The organism is Streptomyces sp. NPDC008238 (genome assembly GCF_042956445.1).
In the GTDB taxonomy this organism is placed as follows: Bacteria; Actinomycetota; Actinomycetes; order Streptomycetales; family Streptomycetaceae; genus Actinacidiphila.
This window is the reverse complement of the sequence record NZ_JBIBGK010000005.1, coordinates 161,614-182,642: the sequence shown is the minus strand read 5'-3', so window position 1 is coordinate 182,642 and position 21,029 is coordinate 161,614. Positions and strand designations below refer to the sequence as shown.

At 69.3% G+C, this 21,029-nt stretch carries 16 protein-coding genes and 2 pseudogenes; 6 read left to right on the top strand and 12 right to left on the bottom strand.

Translation table 11 applies throughout. The annotated features are described in order from the left end of the window. Nucleotides 1-197 precede the first annotated feature (197 nt). The 3 genes from ACFZAU_RS14950 to ACFZAU_RS14940 all read right to left on the bottom strand — a co-directional run bounded on the left by ACFZAU_RS14950 (nt 198) and on the right by ACFZAU_RS14940 (nt 3,862). On the bottom strand, nt 198-452 hold the full coding sequence (locus tag ACFZAU_RS14950; RefSeq protein WP_499605762.1) for an acyl carrier protein: 255 nt from the start codon (nt 450-452) through the stop codon (nt 198-200). A 124-nt stretch (nt 453-576) separates the two neighbouring features. Beyond that, nucleotides 577-1,164, bottom strand: a complete 588-nt coding sequence (locus ACFZAU_RS14945; protein WP_500552475.1) for a hemerythrin domain-containing protein — start codon at nt 1,162-1,164, stop codon at nt 577-579. A 1,963-nt stretch (nt 1,165-3,127) separates the two neighbouring features. Continuing rightward, on the bottom strand, nt 3,128-3,862 hold the full coding sequence (locus ACFZAU_RS14940; protein ID WP_500552474.1) for a D-Ala-D-Ala carboxypeptidase family metallohydrolase: 735 nt from the start codon (nt 3,860-3,862) through the stop codon (nt 3,128-3,130). Nucleotides 3,863-4,302: 440 nt separating this feature from the next. Here ACFZAU_RS14940 and htpG point away from each other — a divergent pair, with 440 nt between their 5' ends. Continuing rightward, nucleotides 4,303-6,252, top strand: coding sequence for a molecular chaperone HtpG (gene htpG, locus ACFZAU_RS14935; protein WP_500552473.1), 1,950 nt, complete (start codon nt 4,303-4,305; stop codon nt 6,250-6,252). 439 nt (nt 6,253-6,691) lie between these two features. Then, nucleotides 6,692-7,048, top strand: a complete 357-nt coding sequence (locus tag ACFZAU_RS14930; protein WP_499605770.1) for an STAS domain-containing protein — start codon at nt 6,692-6,694, stop codon at nt 7,046-7,048. 377 nt (nt 7,049-7,425) lie between these two features. On the opposite strand, the gene ACFZAU_RS14925 is transcribed toward ACFZAU_RS14930, so the two are convergent. Then, complete coding sequence (locus ACFZAU_RS14925; protein ID WP_500552472.1) at nt 7,426-7,824, bottom strand: VOC family protein; 399 nt, start codon at nt 7,822-7,824, stop codon at nt 7,426-7,428. Nucleotides 7,825-7,915: 91 nt separating this feature from the next. Here ACFZAU_RS14925 and ACFZAU_RS14920 point away from each other — a divergent pair, with 91 nt between their 5' ends. From ACFZAU_RS14920 to ACFZAU_RS14910, 3 genes are all read left to right on the top strand, one after another. Further along, the gene (locus tag ACFZAU_RS14920; protein ID WP_500552471.1) at nt 7,916-8,905 is read left to right on the top strand and encodes a helix-turn-helix transcriptional regulator; all 990 of its coding nucleotides are present in this window, start codon (nt 7,916-7,918) and stop codon (nt 8,903-8,905) included. 583 nt (nt 8,906-9,488) lie between these two features. After that, a complete protein-coding gene (locus tag ACFZAU_RS14915) occupies nt 9,489-11,276 on the top strand; it encodes a serine hydrolase domain-containing protein (protein WP_500552470.1) in 1,788 nt (595 codons plus the stop codon). A gap of 62 nt (nt 11,277-11,338) precedes the next feature. Next, a complete protein-coding gene (locus ACFZAU_RS14910) occupies nt 11,339-12,259 on the top strand; it encodes a MurR/RpiR family transcriptional regulator (protein ID WP_500552469.1) in 921 nt (306 codons plus the stop codon). Nucleotides 12,260-12,721: 462 nt separating this feature from the next. Here ACFZAU_RS14910 and ACFZAU_RS14905 read toward each other — a convergent pair whose 3' ends face one another. Then, complete coding sequence (locus ACFZAU_RS14905) at nt 12,722-13,669, bottom strand: MIP/aquaporin family protein (RefSeq protein ID WP_500552468.1); 948 nt, start codon at nt 13,667-13,669, stop codon at nt 12,722-12,724. Between the two features lie 1,009 nt (nt 13,670-14,678). Here ACFZAU_RS14905 and ACFZAU_RS14900 point away from each other — a divergent pair. After that, nucleotides 14,679-15,518 carry an RNA polymerase sigma factor SigF gene (locus ACFZAU_RS14900; protein ID WP_500552467.1) on the top strand — a complete coding sequence of 280 codons (840 nt, stop codon included), beginning with the start codon at nt 14,679-14,681 and terminating at the stop codon, nt 15,516-15,518. Between the two features lie 163 nt (nt 15,519-15,681). Here ACFZAU_RS14900 and ACFZAU_RS14895 read toward each other — a convergent pair whose 3' ends face one another. From ACFZAU_RS14895 to ACFZAU_RS14865, 7 genes and pseudogenes are all read right to left on the bottom strand, one after another. Beyond that, nucleotides 15,682-16,155 (bottom strand): hemerythrin domain-containing protein, encoded by a 474-nt coding sequence (locus ACFZAU_RS14895; protein ID WP_500552466.1) that lies wholly within the window; start codon nt 16,153-16,155, stop codon nt 15,682-15,684. 24 nt (nt 16,156-16,179) lie between these two features. Next, nucleotides 16,180-16,512: a GvpL/GvpF family gas vesicle protein gene (locus ACFZAU_RS14890; RefSeq protein WP_500552465.1), complete on the bottom strand. Its 333-nt coding sequence runs from the start codon at nt 16,510-16,512 to the stop codon at nt 16,180-16,182. 348 nt (nt 16,513-16,860) lie between these two features. Continuing rightward, nucleotides 16,861-17,616 carry a GvpL/GvpF family gas vesicle protein gene (locus ACFZAU_RS14885; protein ID WP_500552464.1) on the bottom strand — a complete coding sequence of 252 codons (756 nt, stop codon included), beginning with the start codon at nt 17,614-17,616 and terminating at the stop codon, nt 16,861-16,863. A 260-nt stretch (nt 17,617-17,876) separates the two neighbouring features. Next, nucleotides 17,877-18,005, bottom strand: a pseudogene (locus ACFZAU_RS14880) (DUF5670 family protein). A gap of 765 nt (nt 18,006-18,770) precedes the next feature. Beyond that, nucleotides 18,771-18,911: a hypothetical protein gene (locus ACFZAU_RS14875; protein WP_500552643.1), complete on the bottom strand. Its 141-nt coding sequence runs from the start codon at nt 18,909-18,911 to the stop codon at nt 18,771-18,773. A 568-nt stretch (nt 18,912-19,479) separates the two neighbouring features. After that, nucleotides 19,480-20,082: pseudogene (locus ACFZAU_RS14870) on the bottom strand (universal stress protein); the annotation flags it as partial. A gap of 209 nt (nt 20,083-20,291) precedes the next feature. After that, nucleotides 20,292-20,708, bottom strand: a complete 417-nt coding sequence (locus tag ACFZAU_RS14865; protein WP_500552636.1) for a hypothetical protein — start codon at nt 20,706-20,708, stop codon at nt 20,292-20,294. Between the last annotated feature and the right edge of the window lie 321 nt (nt 20,709-21,029).

Here is a 21,029-nt window from a genome sequence, read left to right as displayed (position 1 = left end):
TCGGCTGTGACCGGTCGGCGTAGCCGCTGAGGGCGTCCGTGCTTTGGTGGGCCACCAGATCGGCGTGCGGCCCCTACGGCCGGCGTGCTCCATGGTCTCTCCGCTCGTGCCGAACCACAGGTCCCCGAGCTGTGGGAACGGGGAACGGGCCCCCGCGACGTCGCGTGGGGCCCTTCCCGGACATCGCAGCCGCGGTCTCAGGGTGTCGGTCGGGAGGCTGCCGGGCCGATGTCGCCCTTCTTCGCCAGTTCGCCCAGGAAGTCGTGGCAGCGTGCGGCCCGTTCGGAGTCCTCGCGCATCACGCCCTGGAAGAAGTCGGCGATCTCGGTCTCCCCGGCGTTCATCGCGTCCCGGACGTACTGACCGTAGTCGTGTCCCGACTTCAGTGAGTGGTACTGGACCGAGACCAGGTCGTAGGCGACGTCCTTGAATCCTGTCTCACCTGTCGCCATGGTTTTCCTCCGTTTCGTGAGGACACCCCACGCCTGCCCGTGCGAAAACGGCACAAACAGTCCACTCCCTCCCGCTCCGTCGGTCGGTCTGCCAGGGTGGAGCGGCACGCCTCGGCACGCTCCTTCAGTGACGGCTGCGGGACGCTTCGACCGCGTCCTTGACCCGGTCCAGGAGTGCGGCGAACGGGCCCACCGTCCATTGCGCCGTAGTCGATCCGGCGACCTTCGGATGCGGATGTGTGGGCGCCATCGAGAGGACCGACTGCAGGTGGTAGCCCATGGTCCTCAACTGGTCCCGGTCACAACCCGCAAGCACGGCGGGGAACTCCAGCTGCTCCTCGCGTTCGGCATGCGTGATGACGGCTCGTTCGAAGTAGCCGAACTTCGTGTCGAACTCGTCGCTGTCGACATCCATCCTCTCGAGCTCGGCCAGAGTCTCACTGGCGAACTTCTCCTCGAGATTGCGTGCCTCGGCCTCGGCCTCACCGGCGGTGCGTTTGGCGACCGGCCGCAGGATCATCTCCTCCGCGGTCTCGTGGACGGCGAGTGTGGCCCGCAGCTCGTCGAACCAGTGCTGCCTCTCATGGCCCCGCGTCTTCTTGACGTTCGAGAACAGATCCCTGATGTGAGCGTGCTGCTGCAACAGGATGCGTACGACATCGCCTCCCGGCAGCTCGTCGGCTTGTTCGCGTTCGGTCTTCGCGTCACCCATGGTTTCCACCCGCTTACCCGACGTCGGTCCATCGTTCGAACCCACCCGATGGAGCACCTGACCGTGACGGGCCGCCCCAAACGAAACGCCCCGCCCGGAGCGCCCTCGGCTGCGATCAAGCTGGAGAGCGGGCGCCCTGCGACCATCGCCCGCGCCCCCGCCCTCGCCACCGTCAGTCAGCGGACTGATGTCTGTCGGCCGGCATCGTGACCAGCTGCGACCTGCGGGAGGTCCTTCAGGATGCGCCGGTGCTCGCGGACTCGAACGTGATCGTCTGTCGGCCCCGGTCAAGCGCTTCGCCGCTCGACCGGGGCGGATCACCCCAGCCGACGAAGAAGGGCCCCGCGTCGCCGACGGGGCCCTCGGGCCGTGTCCGCAGAGGTGGCCACAGACAACGGTGCGAGTGTATTTTCCGGTCGCGCGGTGTCCAGCCCGACGCGCCGAAGGAGGCGTCGGAAGGCCACTCCCGGCCCCGCCGTATGTCCCGGCAACGCTTGTCGACGGCGGAAGGACAAGCACCGACGCGCGCTCCAGACGTGCGTCCTGCATGTGTCGTGTCGATGCGCCTCGACACATCTGCTGGTCGTCCGGGCGAGAAGTCCACACGGTCCGTGGGCTGCGTGGCGGAACTCGCCCCATTCCTGGAGTGGGCGCACCATGGAAGTGCGGCCTCGTCGCCGTCCCTGAAGCGGGTCGAGGCCGCTGTACGTCCGCCCGACTGGTCGTGTGAATCACCCACGAGGCCCGGGCCCCAGCCGGGCGGGCCCAAGCTTCGCGTCCAGCCACTCCTTCGCTGGTTCCGGCGGTGCGCCGGGGGGTAGGTGACCTCACGAGCCGCCGCACTCCACAGCAGTGGTTCCGGCGGCTTCCGAGGAACTACCGGCCCTCGCGATCAGCCTTGTATGCCGGAGCCCTCCTCGGGCTCCGTCCGCCGAGGAGATCGTCATGGATGAACAGAGTCGTATGCACCGGCCCGGAGAAGAGGTCCCGGTCATCGGCATCTACGAGTGCACCTGCGGTCAAGGGCACCGCTTCACCAGCAGCGACGTGCTGGGCCACACCTTCCCGCCCGTCCCGCGAGATTGCTCCGGAATCGGCTGGAACCTCTTGGCACCCGCTCACGCGGAGCGGAGTCCGTAGGACCACCCAGACGCCCGCCTGGCCGTGCGGGGCGAAGCTGCGGCCGGGCGGGACCGCCACACCCAGGGAATGACCGTGCAGATCGACAGCATCACCGTCCGCCGCGTCGTCGCCGCCGGCCCGTCCTCGCGATCCTCGGGGCCGGCACGACCGCCGCCGCGCCGCCACAGACCGCCCCCGCCTCGCGGCAGTCCGTCATCGACCACGATGCTGCTGGGGCTACGGGAACTGAGGTTACGGCTGGGGCTACCCTGCCCAGGGCGGCTGCGGCCACGGTGGCTACTACGGTTGCGGCTACGGATACGACAACAACGACGTGATCGTCGTCATCCGGTAACCGTCCGTGAGACACCGTTGGCCAAGAAGCGCTCGCCCGGCGATTCTTCCGTGGTACGGGACCCGTCGGGCGGGCCCATGTACGCGGCTACGTCGACCTGCCTTCAGGAGATCACCGAACGCTTCCCCGGCTGCTGACTGCTGCTGGGCGAAGGCTGCGGCAGGGGGCGTACGGACGCGGTCATGCCCCGACTCGGCCGCCGCTGTTGTACCAGTGGTGCTTGCTTCAGCGCGCGCGGCAGGAGTTTCACGAGCAGACTGAAAAGGAGGCCCCGCCCGACGTACTCCCCCCCTGCGTCCCGCGGGGCCGCCCACATGGGAGGGGGCGCCGCGCACCCGTGAGTCCCCCGGGACGGCTCTCCGGCCGTCGCGGGCAAGGTGGGGAGGGCCGCGCCACGACGTGTTTCCGTACGCGCGCCCCTCCATCGACCCGGGGCGGTTCAGTGAGGGACCCCGTCCGCCCGGCTGTGCGGCCCGCTGTCCGTCGTCAGATCCCGCAGTTGGGTGCGGACCAGTACGGCGACGGGTCGAGGGCCACGTGGGCGTGGTCGTTGTGGTCGGGGTAGCCCGGACCGAGGATTTCCGAGAAGCCGTGCACTCGCGCCTGCTGGGCGAGCGTGCAGAGGCTCGGTGAGCCGGTCAGGTCGGCGGCGTCGCCGTACAGGTGGCGGCTGGTGGAGGCGCCGCCCACTGCACTGTTGCAGGCGTAGGAGCGGAAGCCGCTCGAGATGGTGATCGGCACGTCACCGAGGGCGTGCCGCATCGCTTCCAGCTTCCACATGGTCTTCAGAGCGTTCGCCTTGGCGGTGGCGGCCGAGACGGCACCGCCGGACCAGTCGGAGTTGCACTTGTTCAGCTCGGAGTAGGCGAAGTGGATCGGTGTGCAATCCGCGTCCTGCAGCGCGTAGATCTTGCTGAAGGTCTGCGAGCCCGCCACGCCGTCGGCCGGCAGGCCATATGCGGACTGGAACTTTTTGACCGCGGCGGTGGTCCGCGCGCCGTAGGCGCCGTCGTACGACAGCCGTTCGCCCGAGGCCACCCAGCCGGCGACGCGGATCTGCAGCTGCGTCACATCGGCGCCTGAGGAGCCCTGGGAAAGGGTGCGGCTCCAGGTGTAGCACTCGTCGGCATGAGCGGTGCCCGAGGTGGCGCCCATTCCGACAAGGACGCCCGCCATGAGCATGACAATCCCGACGAGCATTCGTGCTGTACGTCGGATCATTCCGACCTCCCGGCCCGTTGGATCGAATGGGGGGTGGCGCCGCCGTTGGAACAGCGGGCGCACCCAGGGTGGCGCCCGTCCGCTACGCGCGTCAACCACGCTGGGGTGACGAAAGGTTGTCCCCGTGAAGCCAGGCGGGGCCTGGTTGGCGCGCGGGACTGGCCGTGCTTGTGTGCCGCCGCCTCGGTGAGGCGCCGGGTGCAGTGGCTCTGGAGGGGCGATCAGGGGTGTGAGCTGGGGTTGTTGGTGATGCGCCGAGGCGGGATCCTGTTGTGGCAGTGGCGGGGCGATACGGGTATCCACGGACGGTCCTCGTAGTCGGCCGAGCCGGGCGCTTGAACATCTGCGGGTTCGGTGGCGGGGCCTGCCGGCGGCCTGCGGCGATCGGTTTAGAGTGCATCCGGTAGTCGGCTATCTGATCTTTGGAGGGTTCGCTCGTCATGTCGGCTGAGGTCCACGAGTTCCAGGTGGAAGCCCGTCAGTTGTTGCAGCTGATGATCCATTCGATCTACTCGAACAAGGATGTGTTCCTCCGGGAGCTGATCTCCAATGCCTCCGACGCGCTGGACAAGCTGCGCCTGGAAGCGCTGCGCAACGACGCGCTCGGGGCGGACGTGTCCGATCTGCACATCGCTCTGGAGGCGGACACCCAGGCGCGCACGCTGACGGTGCGGGACAACGGCGTCGGCATGTCGCGCGAGGAGGTCGTCGCACTCATCGGCACGATCGCCAGCTCCGGGACGGCGAGGCTCCTGCAGGAGCTGAAGGACACCAAGGACGCGGACGTGGCGGCCGGCCTGATCGGCCAGTTCGGCGTCGGGTTCTACTCCGCGTTCATGGTCGCCGACGAGGTCACCGTGGTGACCCGGCGGGCCGGTGAGAGCCACGGCACCCGCTGGACCTCGCGCGGTGAGGGCACGTACTCGGTCGAGGGCGTCGACCAGGCGCCCCAGGGCACGGCGGTGACGCTTCACCTCAAGCCTGTCGACGTCGAGAACCAGCTGCACGACTACACCGACGGCCGGCAGCTCCGGGAGATCGTCAAGCGGTACTCGGACTTCATCACCTGGCCCATCCGCATGCCCGCGCGCGCCACGACGCCGGCGGCCGGCAGCGACACGGACACCGCCGACGAGGGCGAGGGCACCGGGCAGGCTCCGGCGGCCCTGGAGACGGTGAACTCGATGAAGGCGCTGTGGGCGCGGTCGCGGGAGGAGGTGACGGACGAGGAGTACCACGAGCTGTACAAGCACCTGGCTCACGACTGGCTCGACCCGCTGGAGACCATCCGGCTGCAGGCGGAAGGAACCTTCGAGTACCAGGCCCTGCTGTTCATCCCCTCCCACGCCCCGCACGACCTGTTCACCCGCGACCACCGGCGCGGCCTGCAGCTGTACGTCAAGCGCGTCCACATCATGGACGACTGCGAAGAGCTCCTGCCCCCTTACCTGCGCTTCGTCAAGGGCGTCGTCGACTCCCAGGACCTCTCGCTGAACGTCTCCCGCGAGATCCTGCAGCAGGACCGCCAGATCCAGATGATCCACCGGCGCCTGACCAAGAAGGTCCTCACCACCATCAAGGACCTCATGACCAGTGCTCCCGACCGCTACGCCACCGTCTGGCGGGAGTTCGGCCCCGCCCTGAAGGAAGGCCTGCTGGACGACGGCGGCAACCGCGACACCCTGCTGGGCCTGTCGTCCTTCGCCTCCACGCACGACGCGGACGGGCTGACGACGCTGGCGCAGTATGTGGAGCGGATGAAGGACGGGCAGGAGGAGATCTACTACCTGACCGGCGACTCCCGGGAGGCCATCGAGAATTCCCCGCACATGGAGGCCTTCCGCGCGAAGGGGATCGAGGTGCTGCTCCTGACCGACCCCGTCGACGAGGTCTGGGTCACCACCGTGCCGGAGTTCGACGGCAAGCAGCTGCGGTCGGTGGCCAAGGGCACGGTCGACCTGGAGGACGGCGATCAGGACGCCGAGACCGGCGGCGAGCGCGAGAGCCGGCAGAAGGAGTACACGAACCTGCTGGCGTGGATGACCGAGGTGCTCGCCGCCGACGTGAAGGAGGTCCGGCTGTCCGCCCGCCTGACGGTCTCGCCGGCCTGTCTCGTCTCCGACACCCACGACATCACGCCGGCCCTGGAGAACTTGTACCGGGCCATGGGTCAGGACGTCCCGCACACCAAGCGCATCCTGGAACTCAACCCCGGTCACGCGCTCGTCGGCAGCCTCAACAAGGCCCACGCCGAACGCGGCGACGACGCCGGTACCGGCCTCGCGGGAATCGCCGAGCTCCTTTACGGCATGGCTCTGATCGCCGAGGGCGGGGCGCTGAAGGACCCGGCACGTTTCGCCAAGCTGATGGCGGACCACCTCGCCGTCTGAGCAGGCCGCACCTGGTCGGTGGGCCGTGACCCGCGCGCGACGACGCGTCGCGGCCCACCGACCACGGCACACGGTGCGCTCCCACCCCGGTACGTTGGCAACACACCCTTGGCATGCGGGCGGCTCCCTCGGCGCAAATCCCCTTCGCAGGCGCCGCCGAGGCCCGCTGAGCCCCGTACGGTCGTCCTCGGACGCGCCCCGCTCTCGCCTGGCAGGACGGGGCGGAGGGGCTGGCGCGCCGGACGTATTTGTGCAACGGTTTAACCAACCAGCCTGGTCTGGCGAGGGACCCCGCGCTACCAAGTGGTCACGCTTCGTGGCCGGCGGGAGGTGCGGGTGGTCTTACTCGACTGCGGGCGACGCGATGTCGCCCGGTTTACGGCCGCTTCCGATCCGGCAGCTGACCGTGAGGGGCTATGAACCCGAACGGTGATGTCCCGTGCAGAAGATAGGCATACGTGTCAGCGAAGCGCCCGGCCTCACGACGATCGAGCTGACGGGCGAACTGGATCTTGAGACGTGCCCCCCGGTCGCCGAGGTCACCGACGCTTTCCAGTTGCGCGGCAGGACCCTTTGCATCGACCTCTCAGAGGTCACCTTCATGGGATCAACCTTCCTCAACCTGCTGCTCCGCCTCCGTCAGCGAGCGGAAGTGGAGGAAGGCACCCTGGAACTCACCGGTCTGCAGCACCAGGCCGAACGCGTTCTCGCGCTTACCGGCGCCCGCCCACTCTTCCGGATCCGGCCTTGCGTGCCGCCGGTACCTTCCATCAGGCTCGTCGGCTCCGACGGCTGAGCCGAGCGCCTGCACCCCGTCATACGGGGCGGCGGCCCAGCGCGGTCATCCGTACCTCGGTGCGCCGTCGCAGGGTCAAGCGGATCCGCAACAACCCTCATGTCACTCTCGCGCCCCGCGGCATGAACGGCACGGTCCCCGCCGGCGCAGCCGTCACCGTGGGCACGGCCCGGCCCCTGGACGTGACGGGGACCGCCTGCGTACGCGACCTGATGCGGGAACGGTTCCTCATGTACCGCGCGGTGCTGATCGACCGCATCCTACGGCGCGAACGTTCCCTGGTGGCCATCGCCGTCTCGGCGTGGACCCCTCCGCAGTGCCGCCCGCCGTGCATCAATGGTGGCGGCGTTCGCCGGGGAGGGGCCGTGGGCGCGGTGTCAGCGTGCGAATTTCGCGACGGCTGCCGGGGTGACGGGGGTGAAGAAGTTGACGAGGTTGCCATCGGGGTCGCGGAACAGCAGTGACCGGTTGCCCCACGGCATGGTGGTGGGCCCGGCGACGAAGTCGATGACGAAGCCGGTCAGGTTCTGGTGGACGCGGTCCACGTCGTCGACGAGGAACTCGGTGATCACGCTGTGGTTGTCCGCCGGTCGGGCCGAGCCCGGGGCGAAGAGCGGGACGGTTCGGGTGCCGGCGATGGCGAGGGTGGCACCCGAGGTCGTGAGCTCGGCGAAGTCGTCGGTGGCCCAGGTCGCCCGCACCCCGGTGGCCCGCTCGTAGAACGCGACGAGGCGAGCGACGTCGCCGGTGATGATGCGGATCGAGACGAAGTCCATGGGAATCTCCTTGGCTGTGCTGGGCGTGCACGTCGCAGGCTAGGAGAAATAGAGGACAGAATCGGTCCCGTATTCGCGTTAGGCTGTGGACATGTCCCGCCCCACCGTCCGCGTGCTGACCCTCCTGGAGCTGCTGCAGTCGGGCGGCACCCGAACCGTGGCGGAGCTCGCCGACCGGCTCGGCGTCGAAGGGCGCACGGTGCGGCGGTACGTGGACCAGTTGCTCGACCTGGACGTGCCCGTGGAATCGGTGCGCGGCCGCTACGGCGGGTACCGGCTCGCCCCCGGGTACCGGATGCCTCCACTCATGCTCAGCGACGACGAAGCGCTGGCCGTGCTGCTCGGCCTGGTCGCCGGCCGCCGGGCAGGGCTGACGACGACGGAGCGCACGGCCGGCGAGACGGCGTCGGCCAAGATCCGCCGGGTGCTGCCCCAGCACATCGCCCACCGGCTCGACACGCTCCTCGAAGCCCTCGCGTTCACGGATCAGCCCGGCGAGTTCGACACCCCGGACGCCGAGGTCCTGCTCACCCTCGCCGACGCGGTGCGCCACCTCCGGCCGGTCTCGATCCGTTACACCGACCGCGACGGCCGGCGCAGCGAACGCACCCTGCACGCCTACGGGATCGTCGCCCATGCGGGCCGGTGGTACGTCACGGGCAAGGACGCCCTGATCGACGAGGACCGAACCCTCCGCCTCGACCGCATCGCGGACGCGCGGGCCCTGCCCGGTTCATTCGAAGCACCGGAGGGCCCGGATCCGGCACAGCGCGTGCTGTCGGCGTTCGCCACCGCCGAGTACCGGCACCAGGTGACCCTGCGGATCCACGGCACGGTCGCGCAGATCCGCGCCCGCCTTCCCGCGAGTGTCGCGAGCCTGGAGGAGTACTCACCCGTGGCAGGCGAGGACCAGGCGGGCGAGCGCTGGCTGCGCGTCGAGCTGCGGGCGGAGCGGCTCGACTGGCTGCCCCCGGTACTCGCCTCACTCGACCGGCCGTTCGTCATCGAACGACCCGCCGAGCTGCGCGACCTCGTCACCGCGCTCGCCGATCGCCTCACGGCCTACGCCCGTCAGGTCTGACAGCGGCGAACCCATGTGTCCGCCGACTTCGCCGGCTACGCGATCTCCAGGATCACGGCAGGAAGCACGGCCTCCAGGACATCTGAGGTATTTTCGCCGGCCATGTCACGAGGCCCCACAGCCCCCTCCTCCCGTCATGCCAGTGCCTCGCCGTACGCACTCAATCGACGCGGTCTGCAACCCCGCACCGTGTGAGTACCGGGTTCCGAGGCACCGGGATCGCCGCGGGTGGCCTGTAGGGGCCGGGTCGCAGCGCCGACCGTGGCCGAAGGCGGCAATCGTTGCCGACGGCCCGTCAGGTATGGACGGTGCACGCATCGCGTGAAGTCGGCGGGCGCGAACGGTCGGTGACCGTGTGTCCGGCCGCCGACATCGATCAGCATGTTGACGACCACCGTTCGGTTACTAACTTACGGACGTCGCCCCAAGTTGGTTAAGGATTTTCGACTCCCGGGGGTCGGATCTCTCCGCCGGCTTGGCGGGCGACCACGGCTCCGCCGCCTGACCGTCCGCCGTCCACGCGACGCGGCCAGGACGGAGACGTGCCGAGCAGCGAAACCAACTCCTCACCCACGAGGTACCCATGCGGATTCCTGTACTCGCACTCACCGCGGCGTCGGCCATGGTGGCCGCCCTCGTCCTGCCGGCCGGAGCCACGGCCGCCACGGCCACGACCTCGGGCACCGCCGGAACCGACGGCGGCGGCCGCCGCTTCGACCAGCCGTACACCGGGTTCGCGCCCGCGGGCACTGTCCTGCGGCCGTCATCCCCGCGAGCCGCCGGGCTCGCCCCGGAGCCGATCGCCGCCTTCGAGGAACAGGTCGCCGCGTGGACGGACCCGGCGAGCGGCGCCGGCTACCTCTTCCCCGGTGCGACCAGTCTGATGGTCCACGAGGGCAGGGTCGTCGAGCGCAGCGCCACCGGCTACGCCACGCGGTACTCCGCCCCGCAGACCGAGTTGCCCAGGGACCAGTGGACGCCCGCGCGGACCGACACCATCTACGACCTGGCCTCGCTGTCGAAGCTGTTCACCTCCCTGGTGGCCGTGCAGCAACTGGAGGCGGGAAGGATCGGGCTCGACAGCCCGGTCGCCGACTACCTGCCCGAGTTCGCGGTGAACGGCAAGGGCGCCATCACCGTCCGGCAGTTGCTCACCCACACCTCCGGGCTCGCGCCCGACCCCGAGCCCGCGCTGTGGCAGGGCTACCCCGACATCCCGTCACGGGTGAAGGCCATCCTGGACACCACGCCGGTGAACCCGGCGGGGACCACCTACACCTACTCCGACCTCAACATGCTCACCCTGCAGTTGGTGCTGGAGAAGGTGACCGGGCGCAGCCTGGACACCCTCGTCCGCGAGGACGTCACCGCGCCCCTGCACATGACGGACACCGGATACAACCCGCCGGCCTCGAAGCTGCCGCGGATCGCCGCGACCGAGTACGAGGCCACCCCGGCACGGGGCCTGGTGCACGGTCAGGTGCACGACGAGAACGCCTGGGCCATGGGCGGCGTCGCCGGGCACGCGGGCGTCTTCTCCACCGTCGACGACCTCGCCGTACTGGCCCAGGCCATCCTCAACGGCGGGACCTACCGCGGCCACCGGATCCTGAGCCGGCACGGTGTCTCGCTCCTGGAGGAGAACTTCAACCAGGCCTTCCCCGGCGACTCCCACGGCCTCGGCTTTGAGCTGGACCAGATCTGGTACATGAGCGGTCTGTCCGGCCCGCGCACGCTGGGCCACACCGGCTTCACGGGCACGTCCCTGGTCATCGACCCCGAGTCGCGGTCGTTCGCCATCCTGCTGACCAACCGGGTCCACGCCACGCGCACCACCCCCTCCACCAACCCCGCCCGGCGGGGCATCGCCGGGGCCCTCGCCCAGGCGATGCCGGTCAAGGCACCGGGCGGCGGCCGCTCGTGGTTCTCGGGACAGGGCGGCGGTGCCACCAGCACGCTGACCACCGGTCCGCTGGACGCCTCCGGGACGGTCGACGTCGACTTCAGGTCCTTCGTCAACACCGAGTCGACGGATCGTCTCCGCCTCGAGTCCAGCTCGGACGGCGGTGCCACCTGGCAGCCCGTGGCGCTCCACGTCACCGGTACCGGCGCGCCCGCCGACGGCGTCACCTCGTTGTCCGGACAGGCCGTACGCGCCTGGTGGCGGGTGCACGCCGAGGTCCCGAACGCGGCGTCCGGTCTCGAGCTGCGCTGGCGCTACACCACCGACTCGGTCTACGAGGGGCGTGGGGTCAACCTCAGCGGGCTGCGGATCACCGACGGCAGGCACGTCCTGGTCAACGGCGACAAGCAGGACGCCCCACTGACCTCGGCCGGCTGGCGGGAACTCCCGGCGGGCGGCGGGCACTGATCCCCGCGCCGGGGCGCCGGCTCCACGTTGACCTGCGGCAAGGCCCTCAGTAGGTTTCCCGCGTGGTGACCGAGAACACGGCCGACGACCTGCAGGACAGCGCCCTCCTGGTGCGCATCCGCTCGCTCCTGCCCGGCCTCGCCCGGGCGGAGCAGCGGGTCGCCCGGGCGGTGCTGGACGGCCCCGCCCGGACGGCCCGCCGCAGCATCTCCGAGGTGGCCGCGGCGGCGGGCACCAGCGAGACCACGGTGATCCGGTTCTGCAAGTCGATCGGCCTGGACGGCTACCCCGCACTGCGGATCGCGATGGCCGCCGAGGCCGCCCGCGCCGGGACGCGCGCCGAGAGCCACCTGGGCGACGACATCACCCCTGCCGACGACCTGGCCGGCATCGTCGGCAAGGTCGCCTTCGCCGACGCCCGCGCGGTGGAGGAGACCGGCGCGCAGCTGGACGTGGCGGTCCTCGGCGACGTGGTCGACGCGATGGCGGCCGCGGGACGCATCGACGTGTACGGAGTGGGCGCGAGCGCCTTCGTGGCCGCTGACTTCCAGCAGAAGCTCCACCGGATCGGACGCGTCGGCTTCGCCTGGAGCGACACGCAGATCATGCTGACGTCGGCGGCGGTGCTGCACCCCGGGGACATCGCCTTCGGCCTCTCCCACACCGGCGCCACCGCCGACACGGTCGAGGCGCTGCGCGTGGCCCGGCGGCACGGTGCCACCACGGTGTCCCTGACCAACTTTCCCCGCTCGCCCATCACCGAGGTTTCCGACTTCGTGCTGACCACCGCCGCGCGCGAGACCACGTTCCGCTCGGGCGCGATGGCCAGCCGCATCGCACAGCTGACCGTCATCGACTGCCTGTTCATCGGCATCGCCCAGCGGCATCCGGAGCAGTCGGGGAAGGCCCTGGCGGCGACGTACGAGGCCGTCAGCGGGCAGCGTCTCGGCGCCCGCCCGCCAGGAGGCAGGCGGCCGGGCTGAACCCGCGGCCACGATGAAAGGGACCGCGGCTCCGGTGCGCAGCGAACGCGCCTCTCGAGGCGGCAACCATCGGGACCCGCCGGCGACACGGGGCCTTCTCTTGCGTGAAGCGGCCCCGCCCGTCCAGAGCCGAGGGGATCAAGGCGGGGCCGCGTTCGTGGGCGGCGCCGCCCGAGAGGGCTGAACCCTCCGCTTCGGGCGCGCCACATCTCCAGGATGCGCGCTCAGGGCCCCGCGTCGCACGCCGGCCTATGCGCCCGCTCCGGACCGGCTACATCGGCTACGACTGGTCACGATCCACACGCAGCTCTACTCCGCGACTCCGCGACCGAAGAGCACGGTGCCGGCTTCTACGAGGTGCACGCCCGCATCAGCCAGCCGCGCGTGCGGCTTGAGGATGCCGCAATGCCGCATTCGGAGATCGCGCGTGGCTGGAGCGACCGCCCCCTTGCATGACCGCAGCTACCCCTTGTGGTCCTGGTTCGTGGGCCGGGCCCGTCCGACTTCCCGCACCGCCCCCTCCTGCGCGCGGATGTGGAGTACGTCGCCGATGAACAGGTCGTAGACCAGCACCCCGATCACGCCCCCGATGAGTGGGCCCACGATCGGTATCCAGAAGTAGCCGCTGAAGGCACCCGGTGAGCTGCCGGGTAGCGCCAGCTCTCCCCAGCCGGCGATCCAGGTGAACAGGCGCGGGCCGAAGTCCCGTGCCGGGTTGATCGCGTAGCCGGCGTTGGCACCGTACGACATGCCGATGGCGGCCACGACGAAGCCGATCACCAGGGGCCCGAGATTCGCTTTGACGGCGGTGTTGCGCAGGTCGATGACGGCGACGATCAGCATGCCCAGGAAGGCGGTGCCCACGATCTGATCGATGAGCGGCCCCCAGACACCACCGTGGAAGTAGGGCGCGGGGAACGTGGCGAAGATCGAGAGCGAGGCGACCGTGTGCCCGTTGGTCTTGGGTCCCTTGCTGGCGGCGTCGAACGCCGAGATCGCGTCGTGGTAGACGAGGTAGACCAGGGCAGCTCCGGCAAACGCGCCCGCCACCTGCGATATCCAGTACGGCAACACCTTGTACCACGCGAACTTGCGGCGGACGGCGAACGCGAGGGTCACCGCGGGGTTGATGTGCGCCCCGCTCACGCCCCCCGCGACGTAGATGCCGAGCACCACCGCCAGCCCCCACCCCCAGGTGATCAGCAACCAGTCGCCGGCGGCGAGGAAGATGGTCGTCGGAGTCTGCGCGCGTCCGGACCCGGGCAGCGCGGCGACGGCCGTGGCGACGACACCGCAGCCGAAGGCGATCAGAACGAAGGTCCCCAGGAATTCTGCGAGGCATTCCCCCCACAGCCCGCCGCGGCTCTTCAGCCGGGAACCCTTGATGAGAGGGGAAATATCCGTGGCCATGGTGCTGGCCCCCTTAGGTTTTCCTCCTTCTCCTCCTCTTTCCGTGGTGGCCCGACTCATGCACCCCCCGCAAGCCACGTCTGGGCGCCCGGACCGCCCGGACCGTCACCCATGGCCGGACGTCGTGCCTGTCAGCTCGACGGTACGGCCGTCCGGACGCTCCACGCTCTGCACGATCTCGACTGCGGGACCTCCACCTCCTCCCTCTCGCGCACCCTCCGGTGCCTGCTCTGGAGCCGTCGGTGCGTGCACCTGCTGGAAGCCCGTGCCGTGCTCCTCGCCGGCCGAGGGGAGCAGCCCGGGGCGGTCCACCGCGCCGGGTGCTGCTGCGCGCCAGTGATCGGCCCCGAATGACTCCGATCGCGTCAGGGTTCCCTCAGAGAAACGTCACCTTCACCAGGACCGCGGCGTGCCGCCCGTCCCGGTCCGGCTCGTGTGCCACACCACGGCGCCACGCCACTGACTGCTGCCTCACCCCTGTACGTCGACACCACCGCTCACGACCACCCTCAGGGCCGCCGCGTCGTGGCGAGGCTGCGTCGCAAGCCGCCTGCCCGCCGCAGAATGCGAGTTTGAACATGATGTATGGTTTCTTGCTCGGCCAAGTCGTGGGAGACCCCACCGGCCGGGCAAGGAACCAGCTTCTTTTGACGCCGCCTTCGCCCGGGAACTCGCCCGGATCTGGTGGTACGGCGCCTACCGTCGCCCCACCCAGGGCGAACAGGGCATGCGGCCCAACTGACTCTCGGGCGGTAGCTGCGTTTGTGCTGGTGGGCGTGACCCGTCTTGTCGTCTCCAGGACGGTCGTGAGTGCGGTCGGAGCTGCGAAGAACCACGCCGGATCCTCTGAGTGAGCGCGACGCCGTAGCGGGACCCCCGGACGCAAGGGCGCGCGCTCGTCCGGCTTTGCCCTCCCGGGGTTTTCTTTGCCGACGCCGGCCCATGTGTCGCATGAGCCCGGGTAGGCGGACCGAACTCTGCTTGCTTGGTTGAGTGAAGGGACGCTGACATGACGGTCGCACAGGTCGCAGACAGGCTGGTTGCCGGGCCGGGGCCGCAGTCCGTGGTGGAAGGTACTTCGACGGCGGAGCTCCGGCAGGTCTCCACGGCGTTGTTCGCCCGGCTGGCGGTGCTGGAGGAGGGCACAGAGGAGTACCAGTACGTCCGCAACACGCTGATCGAGATGAACACCTCGCTGGTGCGGTTCGCGGCGCGGAGGTTCTCCCAGCGTTCTGAGCAGATGGAGGACATCCTGCAGGTCGGCACGATCGGGCTGATCAAGGCGATCGACCGGTTCGATCCGGACTACGGGGCGGAGTTCGTCACCTTTGCGGTGCCCACCATCGTGGGGGAGATGAAGCGGTTCTTCCGTGACACGAGTTGGTCGGTGCATGTGCCGCGCCGACTGCAGGAGTGGCGCATCGACGTGGCGAAGGCCTCGGACGCGCTGGCTGCCGAACTCGGCCGCGACCCGACCGTCACGGAGCTGGCCGAGCACCTGGACCTCGGGGAGCATGATGTGCGGGAGGCGCTGGTGGCCGCCAACGCATACTCCGCTGCCTCGCTGGACGCGCCGCCCCCGCAGGAGAGTGCCGGTTCCGGCACGGCCTGGACCGACCGTTTCGGCTACGAGGAATCCCGTTACGGCAAGGTCGAGGACTTGCATGCTCTGAAGCCCCTGCTGAGCGAGCTGCCCGAACGCGACCGCAGGATCATCGACATGCGCTTCGGACAGGAGATGACACAAGCCCAGATCGGCCGGGAGCTGGGCGTGTCCCAGATGCACGTCTCACGGCTGCTGTCGCGCATCCTGACACGTCTGCGGGCCCAGCTCGTGCCGCAGGACTGATGCCACCGCAAGCAAGCGCGCTGACCTCCTGTGGGGGCCGCACGCAGTTGTCGGGTCTGGGCGACGGTGAGGACACTGCGCCGCACCCTTGCCACGCGTCCCGACCGGGCCGCGGCCCACCAGCAGTGCTGGGCGAGTGTTTGCGGCCCGCCGCCCTCGGCGGCTACTTGGTGGCTGAGGGAATCTTCAAGGGGTCCCGTGGGGCCTCCTCCTTGGCCTTTTGCATCCGTGCGCCCAGTTCGGTCAGTCGGTTGCGGCCCATGGCTTTGCGGACCTCGGGGAACCAGTCCTGCTCTTCCTCCTCCACGTGGTGGCGGACGTTCTCCATCAGCACGGTCATCTTGGCCGTGAAGCGTTCGTCGTGGGGGTCGAGGTCCTTCAGTTCCGACAGCATCCACACCACGACGTGGTGCTCCTCCACGCTTTCCAGGACGTGGTCGCTGGTGTCGGGGGCGGCTTCCCGGGCGGCGGGGTAGAAGATCTGCTCTTCGATCCACGCGTGGCTCGTGAGCTCCTCGATCACCTCATCGGCGATTGCGCGCTTTTCGGCGTAGGCGTCCTCGGCGAGTTTTTCGAAGCGTTTGAACAGTTTCTCGACCGTCTTGTGGTCTTCCCGGAGCAGCACAATGCCATCCACGGCGCCTCCTCGATGTCGCGGTGCTCATGGGCACCGGCGGGTGCCTGCCTTCTCCGGATTACCCGCCCCGAAGCCTTCATGTACGCCAGGGCCGCGACAGCACCCGAACAGGCGCGCCCCACGCGCATGTGACCCGCGGGCGGGGAAGCCGTCCCGCTCATAGGGGTCGGACAGTCGCTCGGTCCAGGAGTCGCGGTCGGCCTCGGCCGCCGGCACCTCTTGGACGACGGCGTCCAACTGCTCGAATGGCAACGCCCGCACAGGAGCGGTGGTGATCCCTGGCAACCGGGAGAGGACGTCCTCGTCCACGTGGCGGCAGATGGCGAAGACGTAGGTCGCTGCCGTGGCGGGCGGCACTGCGGGGCGTGGACGTCGTCCCCGCCACCCTCGGCAGCGCCCTCGAACAGGTCGGCGGCCTGGGCTGCGTCATGACACCGGTCGCTCCTCGGCTCGTCGGGCCCGTTCACTCGGCCGGCCCTTCTGGAGGTCTTCGTCTTCTTCGGGGGCGGCCGAACCGTCACGGGGCGCTGGGTGCGGCCCAGTCAAGTGCCGGTTCGATGCACAACGACTCGTTCGCTCGCGTCCGCTGCACAGCCTTGAGAAGCTCGCCCGCCAGTCTCGTGTGACAGGTCAGAATGCGGCGATGACCGTTGCTTGCGCTGCGAACGTGGATTGATCGCCAGGGGGTGCGCTCCTGCGGCTGGGTCAGGAAAATTCCGCGGTCGGGTCGAAGGAGTAGCAGGCGCCGGGCCCTGTGAGCTCGATCTGAACTCCGGGCATTCCGGCTGCGGCGTTCTTGACCAGTTGCGTGAAGACTTCTGCCTCGTCGCAGGGCACCAGGTAGGCGGTGCTGGTAACGGTCGTTCCGGGTTCGGCGGTGAGTCGTGTGCTGCGTCGCGGGTACTGGTGTGAGGCTGTGGCCACTGCTGTCAGAGCCTCGTGGAGCCGGCCGGCCACCTTCAGCGCATCGTGCTGGTTGTCCCCGGCCTCGGCGAACTGAGCGTGCACCGGCAGGAAGGTACCGTTGAGGCCAGTGCCTTGGTGGGACATCGGCGTGGACGCGTGCTCGGGGGGCATCGCGTAAACGGTCACTTCCCATTCCTGGAGGCCGGCCAGTGAGGTCAGCGCGTCGGTGTAGTGCTGATGGTGCTCGGCGACCTTCGCCGCGAGCCGTTCTTGGTTCTGGTGGACGGTGGCGAACTTCAGTGGCAGCACGCTGGTGTGCCGCGCCAAGGCATCCACGGTGCTGCGGTGGATGCGAGCGGTCGCTTCAAGCCAGGAAAGGTCTTCCAGACGTCGCCGGAGCGCTTTGGGGTTGTATTCGGTTCGCGGCACCTTGCTCACGGCGACCGCCAGGTCCGTGGTGTGGACGATGCGCACGCGGCGACCGGCTATGCCGCGAAGATGCTGCAGGGCCTTGTCCTGCCCGGGGAAGGGCAGCAGCACGGCGTAGCTGTACAAGACGGTACTCAACGACCCGGGCTCCCCTCGAGTGATGCCGCGTCTGGGCCCCCTCCAGCTCCCTGTCATGGCGCGTGCGCTGAGCCGGGTAAGGGTGGCGGTACGCCGGTGAGGTCCCGCGTCGGTGCCGAACGCGTCGCCGGCGAGCCGCCTATGGTGGCGTCTACCCGGTATGGGTGCGGGCAGTGCGAAGGGTGGGGGTTCGCGGGCCTTGGGGCGGCACGACCCCCGCCCTTGCGCGGGGTGGGGGAGAGGTCAGGTCACCTTCGGTACCAGCGGCGGCGTCCGCTGCCTTCGGCGCTGTGGAACAGGAAGCCGAGGAGCCACACCACCAGCACGATGATGGCGATACGTCACCGCGCCTTGAGAGCCAACCCGGCTCCGAACAGGGATCCCGGATCTGCGCCACGAGCGTGCCGCCGAGCCCGGAGAGGCCCACCACGATGGTGAAAGGCTGTGGCGATACCGGACCGCCACTCACGGGGCGTTTTCTCCGGCTTGGTCGACGCTGGTCAGTGAGATGGGTCCGAGGGCGGCGAAGCTGGTGTTGTCGTAGCCTGCGACGTCGGGGACCTTGAGGCCGGCTTCGGAGACGGCTTGGAGGACGCCCATGGCAACGATGTCCGCGCCCGGCGAAGATTGCGGTGGGGCGCGGGGTGTGGGCGAGTAGTTGCCGGGCGCCGAGGTTGCCGCCCTGCTGGGGGTAGGTGGTGGAGACGATGTCGAGCTCGTTCTCGAGGCCGCGGGCCCGCATGGCACGCCGGTAGCCGTCGGCGCGGATGGCGTTTGGCATCTCCGCGATGCGGCGGGGGTCGGTCTCGTCATGTTCGATGTGCGCGATACGTCGGTGTCCGAGGTCGACGATGAGGGCGGCGCCGGCCAGGTCGTCGTCGGAGACGGTGTCGTAGGCGGCGGACTGGCCGTGGCGGCCGACGACCACGGTCGGCACCGTGCTCGAGGTGGGTATGCGTTGAGACGCGTGCGACGAGGATCATGCCGTCCATTCCGTGGTCGATCATGGCTTCGGTGACTTTCGCTTCCGCCTCCTCTCCTTGCGTCCCGGGGCCATGAGGACCTGGTAGTCGGAGTCCCACAGGGCGTCGGTGATCCCGTCGAGGATCTCGGGAAGAAGGGGTTGCGGATGTGGGGCAGCATCACCCCACCTTGTACGTCTGGCCGCGCATGCCCCGGGCCGCGGCGTAGGGGCGGTATCCGAGTTCGTCGGCGGGCCGCGTGCCGGGCATCCGCAGCCGCGCGGCGATGCGGGCCGCCTCGCGGAACTGAGCCGGTGTCACTGGTGCGGCGGATGGGGAAGGACGCTGAGCCTGTTTGCGGCCTGTGCGCTATCGGGTGGGGACGAGAGCGATGGGGGCGTCGGCAAAGTGGAGTGTTGCGTGGGCGATGTGCCCGATATAGCGGCTGCCGGGCTTGCTGCGGCGGCCGACCACCAGGAGCTCGGCCGAAGCGGCCAGGGTCACCAGCATTTCCGAGGCCGGCCGGCCCCAGCTCGATGTGCTCGATGACCTTCACCTCGGGATGACGCAGACGCCACGGCTCCAGAAGGGTGCGCAGGTCATGCCGGTGGACTTCCTCCAGCCCGCCGTATTCGTCCGAGCGGCGCACCAGTCCGGGCTCGTAGGTCAACAGGGTGGGCAGGTTCCAGGCGCGCGCGGCCCTCAGCGGGACGCCGCGTGCGGCGGCAGCCCCGAAGGCGAAGTTCAGAATCGCCTCGGCTTCTTCCCTGTGCCGGGGGACGCCGGCTACGACCTCACCGTTTTGGGGGCGGCGGCTGACGGTGTCGCCGCGGATCATCACAACCGGGCAGACGGCCCGGCTCAGAACGCGCAGTCCGACCGATCCGAGAAGGAAACCGGTCACCGGCCCCGGCCGGCGGGAGCCGAGCACGATCATCCGGGCGTTGGCGCCGCGTTCGGAGAGCAGGTCTGCCTCCGGCTGCACAGCCAGGTCGGCGCTCAACTCGAGGTCGCCGTAGTGCTCGCGAACCCAGGCCAGCACGTTGTTGAGCAGTTGCTCGGCCGCTCGGTGTTCTCGGTCGATGTCGCCGAGGAGCAGCCGGGGAGTCCCGGACACCGGAACATAACCGTGCAGCAGGACCAGCGGTGCCCCGTGCCGTCGTGCCTCAGCGGCCGCCCAGTCGGCCGCGAGCAGACTGTCGGACGTACTGTCGATTCCGACGACGACGGGTTGCGGCACGACAACTCCTCGCACACTGGGCGGCGGCCAGGTCGACTTCGCTGCCCCCTCCAGGCAGGGCGCGTCAGGGGCCGGCAGCAGGGAAGCAGCCGGTACTCGATGGCTTTGCGGCCGAGGGTTCCAGGATGCGTCCACTACGCAGCCGAGGCACTCTGGGCGCGTGAAGAGGCGCACAGATGCCTCTCTGGAAAGCGGCGGTGGTGGGTTTACGCTGCTGGCAACGTTTCCGTGTCTCGTACCGCAACGGCCCATCTGCTGCGGTTCCCTTAGACGCGGAGTTCGCGCCGCGACCTCGGCGCCGGCGACCTCCGCACCGTCAAGCTGCTCAGCTCTTTCTGTCTTCTCCTCGAGCTTCGTGTCGTTGTGACCGGTCTCGGGACTCGGAGGCTCATCCGCCGTGGCTTCTTGCTGTCCCCTTCGGTCATGGATGCACGCCGTGTCAGCGGCGCGGGCGCCGGTTTCTACTTGTTCGGCGCGGCCGGTACCTGCGTCTCCGGCGGAACCATCGAGCCCGCGGTCTCCGGTGCCTCCCGCCCGGCCATGCCCGTCGCCGGGGGCGTCGGTGCCTCGGCTTGATCATGGACTGCCTGGGTCTGCTTCGCCTCAGGCCGCTGCTGTGTCAGCCACGCTGCGGCTGCCCCGGCTACTGCCACCGGCCAGTCGACGACTCCGGTGATGCCCAGGAGACCGGCTCCGGTGTAGGCGGCCACCCGTCGTGTGCGCGGCGAGACCACGCCTACAGTGTCCAGCACGCTGTCGAAGGCCCCCTTGATCGCGCCGGCTCCGGGCAGTCGCTGCGCCGTGGAGCTCATGGTGTCCAGGGGATGCGTCACCATCTCCTTCACGGCAGAGGATTTATTACATCCGCTTTCGCCCATCTTTCTCACCTCGTATGTGTACTGCCCCGAAAAGCGGAGCTGAACAAGCTGAGCGGTGGAACAAGGAGGTTCCGTCGCCCTGGCGCCTTGGGCGTCATGGCGGGATGACACGCGGTGCGATCGTTGCCGTTGAGGCGCCGGAGGGCCTCGAGGGAGCAGCCGCGGGGCTCGATGCGGAATGTCCACGTGGCGATGAAAGCCAGTGCGCTGGGCCCGGCTCATGGAGGTGCCGAGCAGTGCGAAGCCCCCGAAACCATGGGCAGAAGGCGTCGCCCGCACCGAGCAGCGACTCGGCGGCCGCCAGTATGCACAGCGCCACGG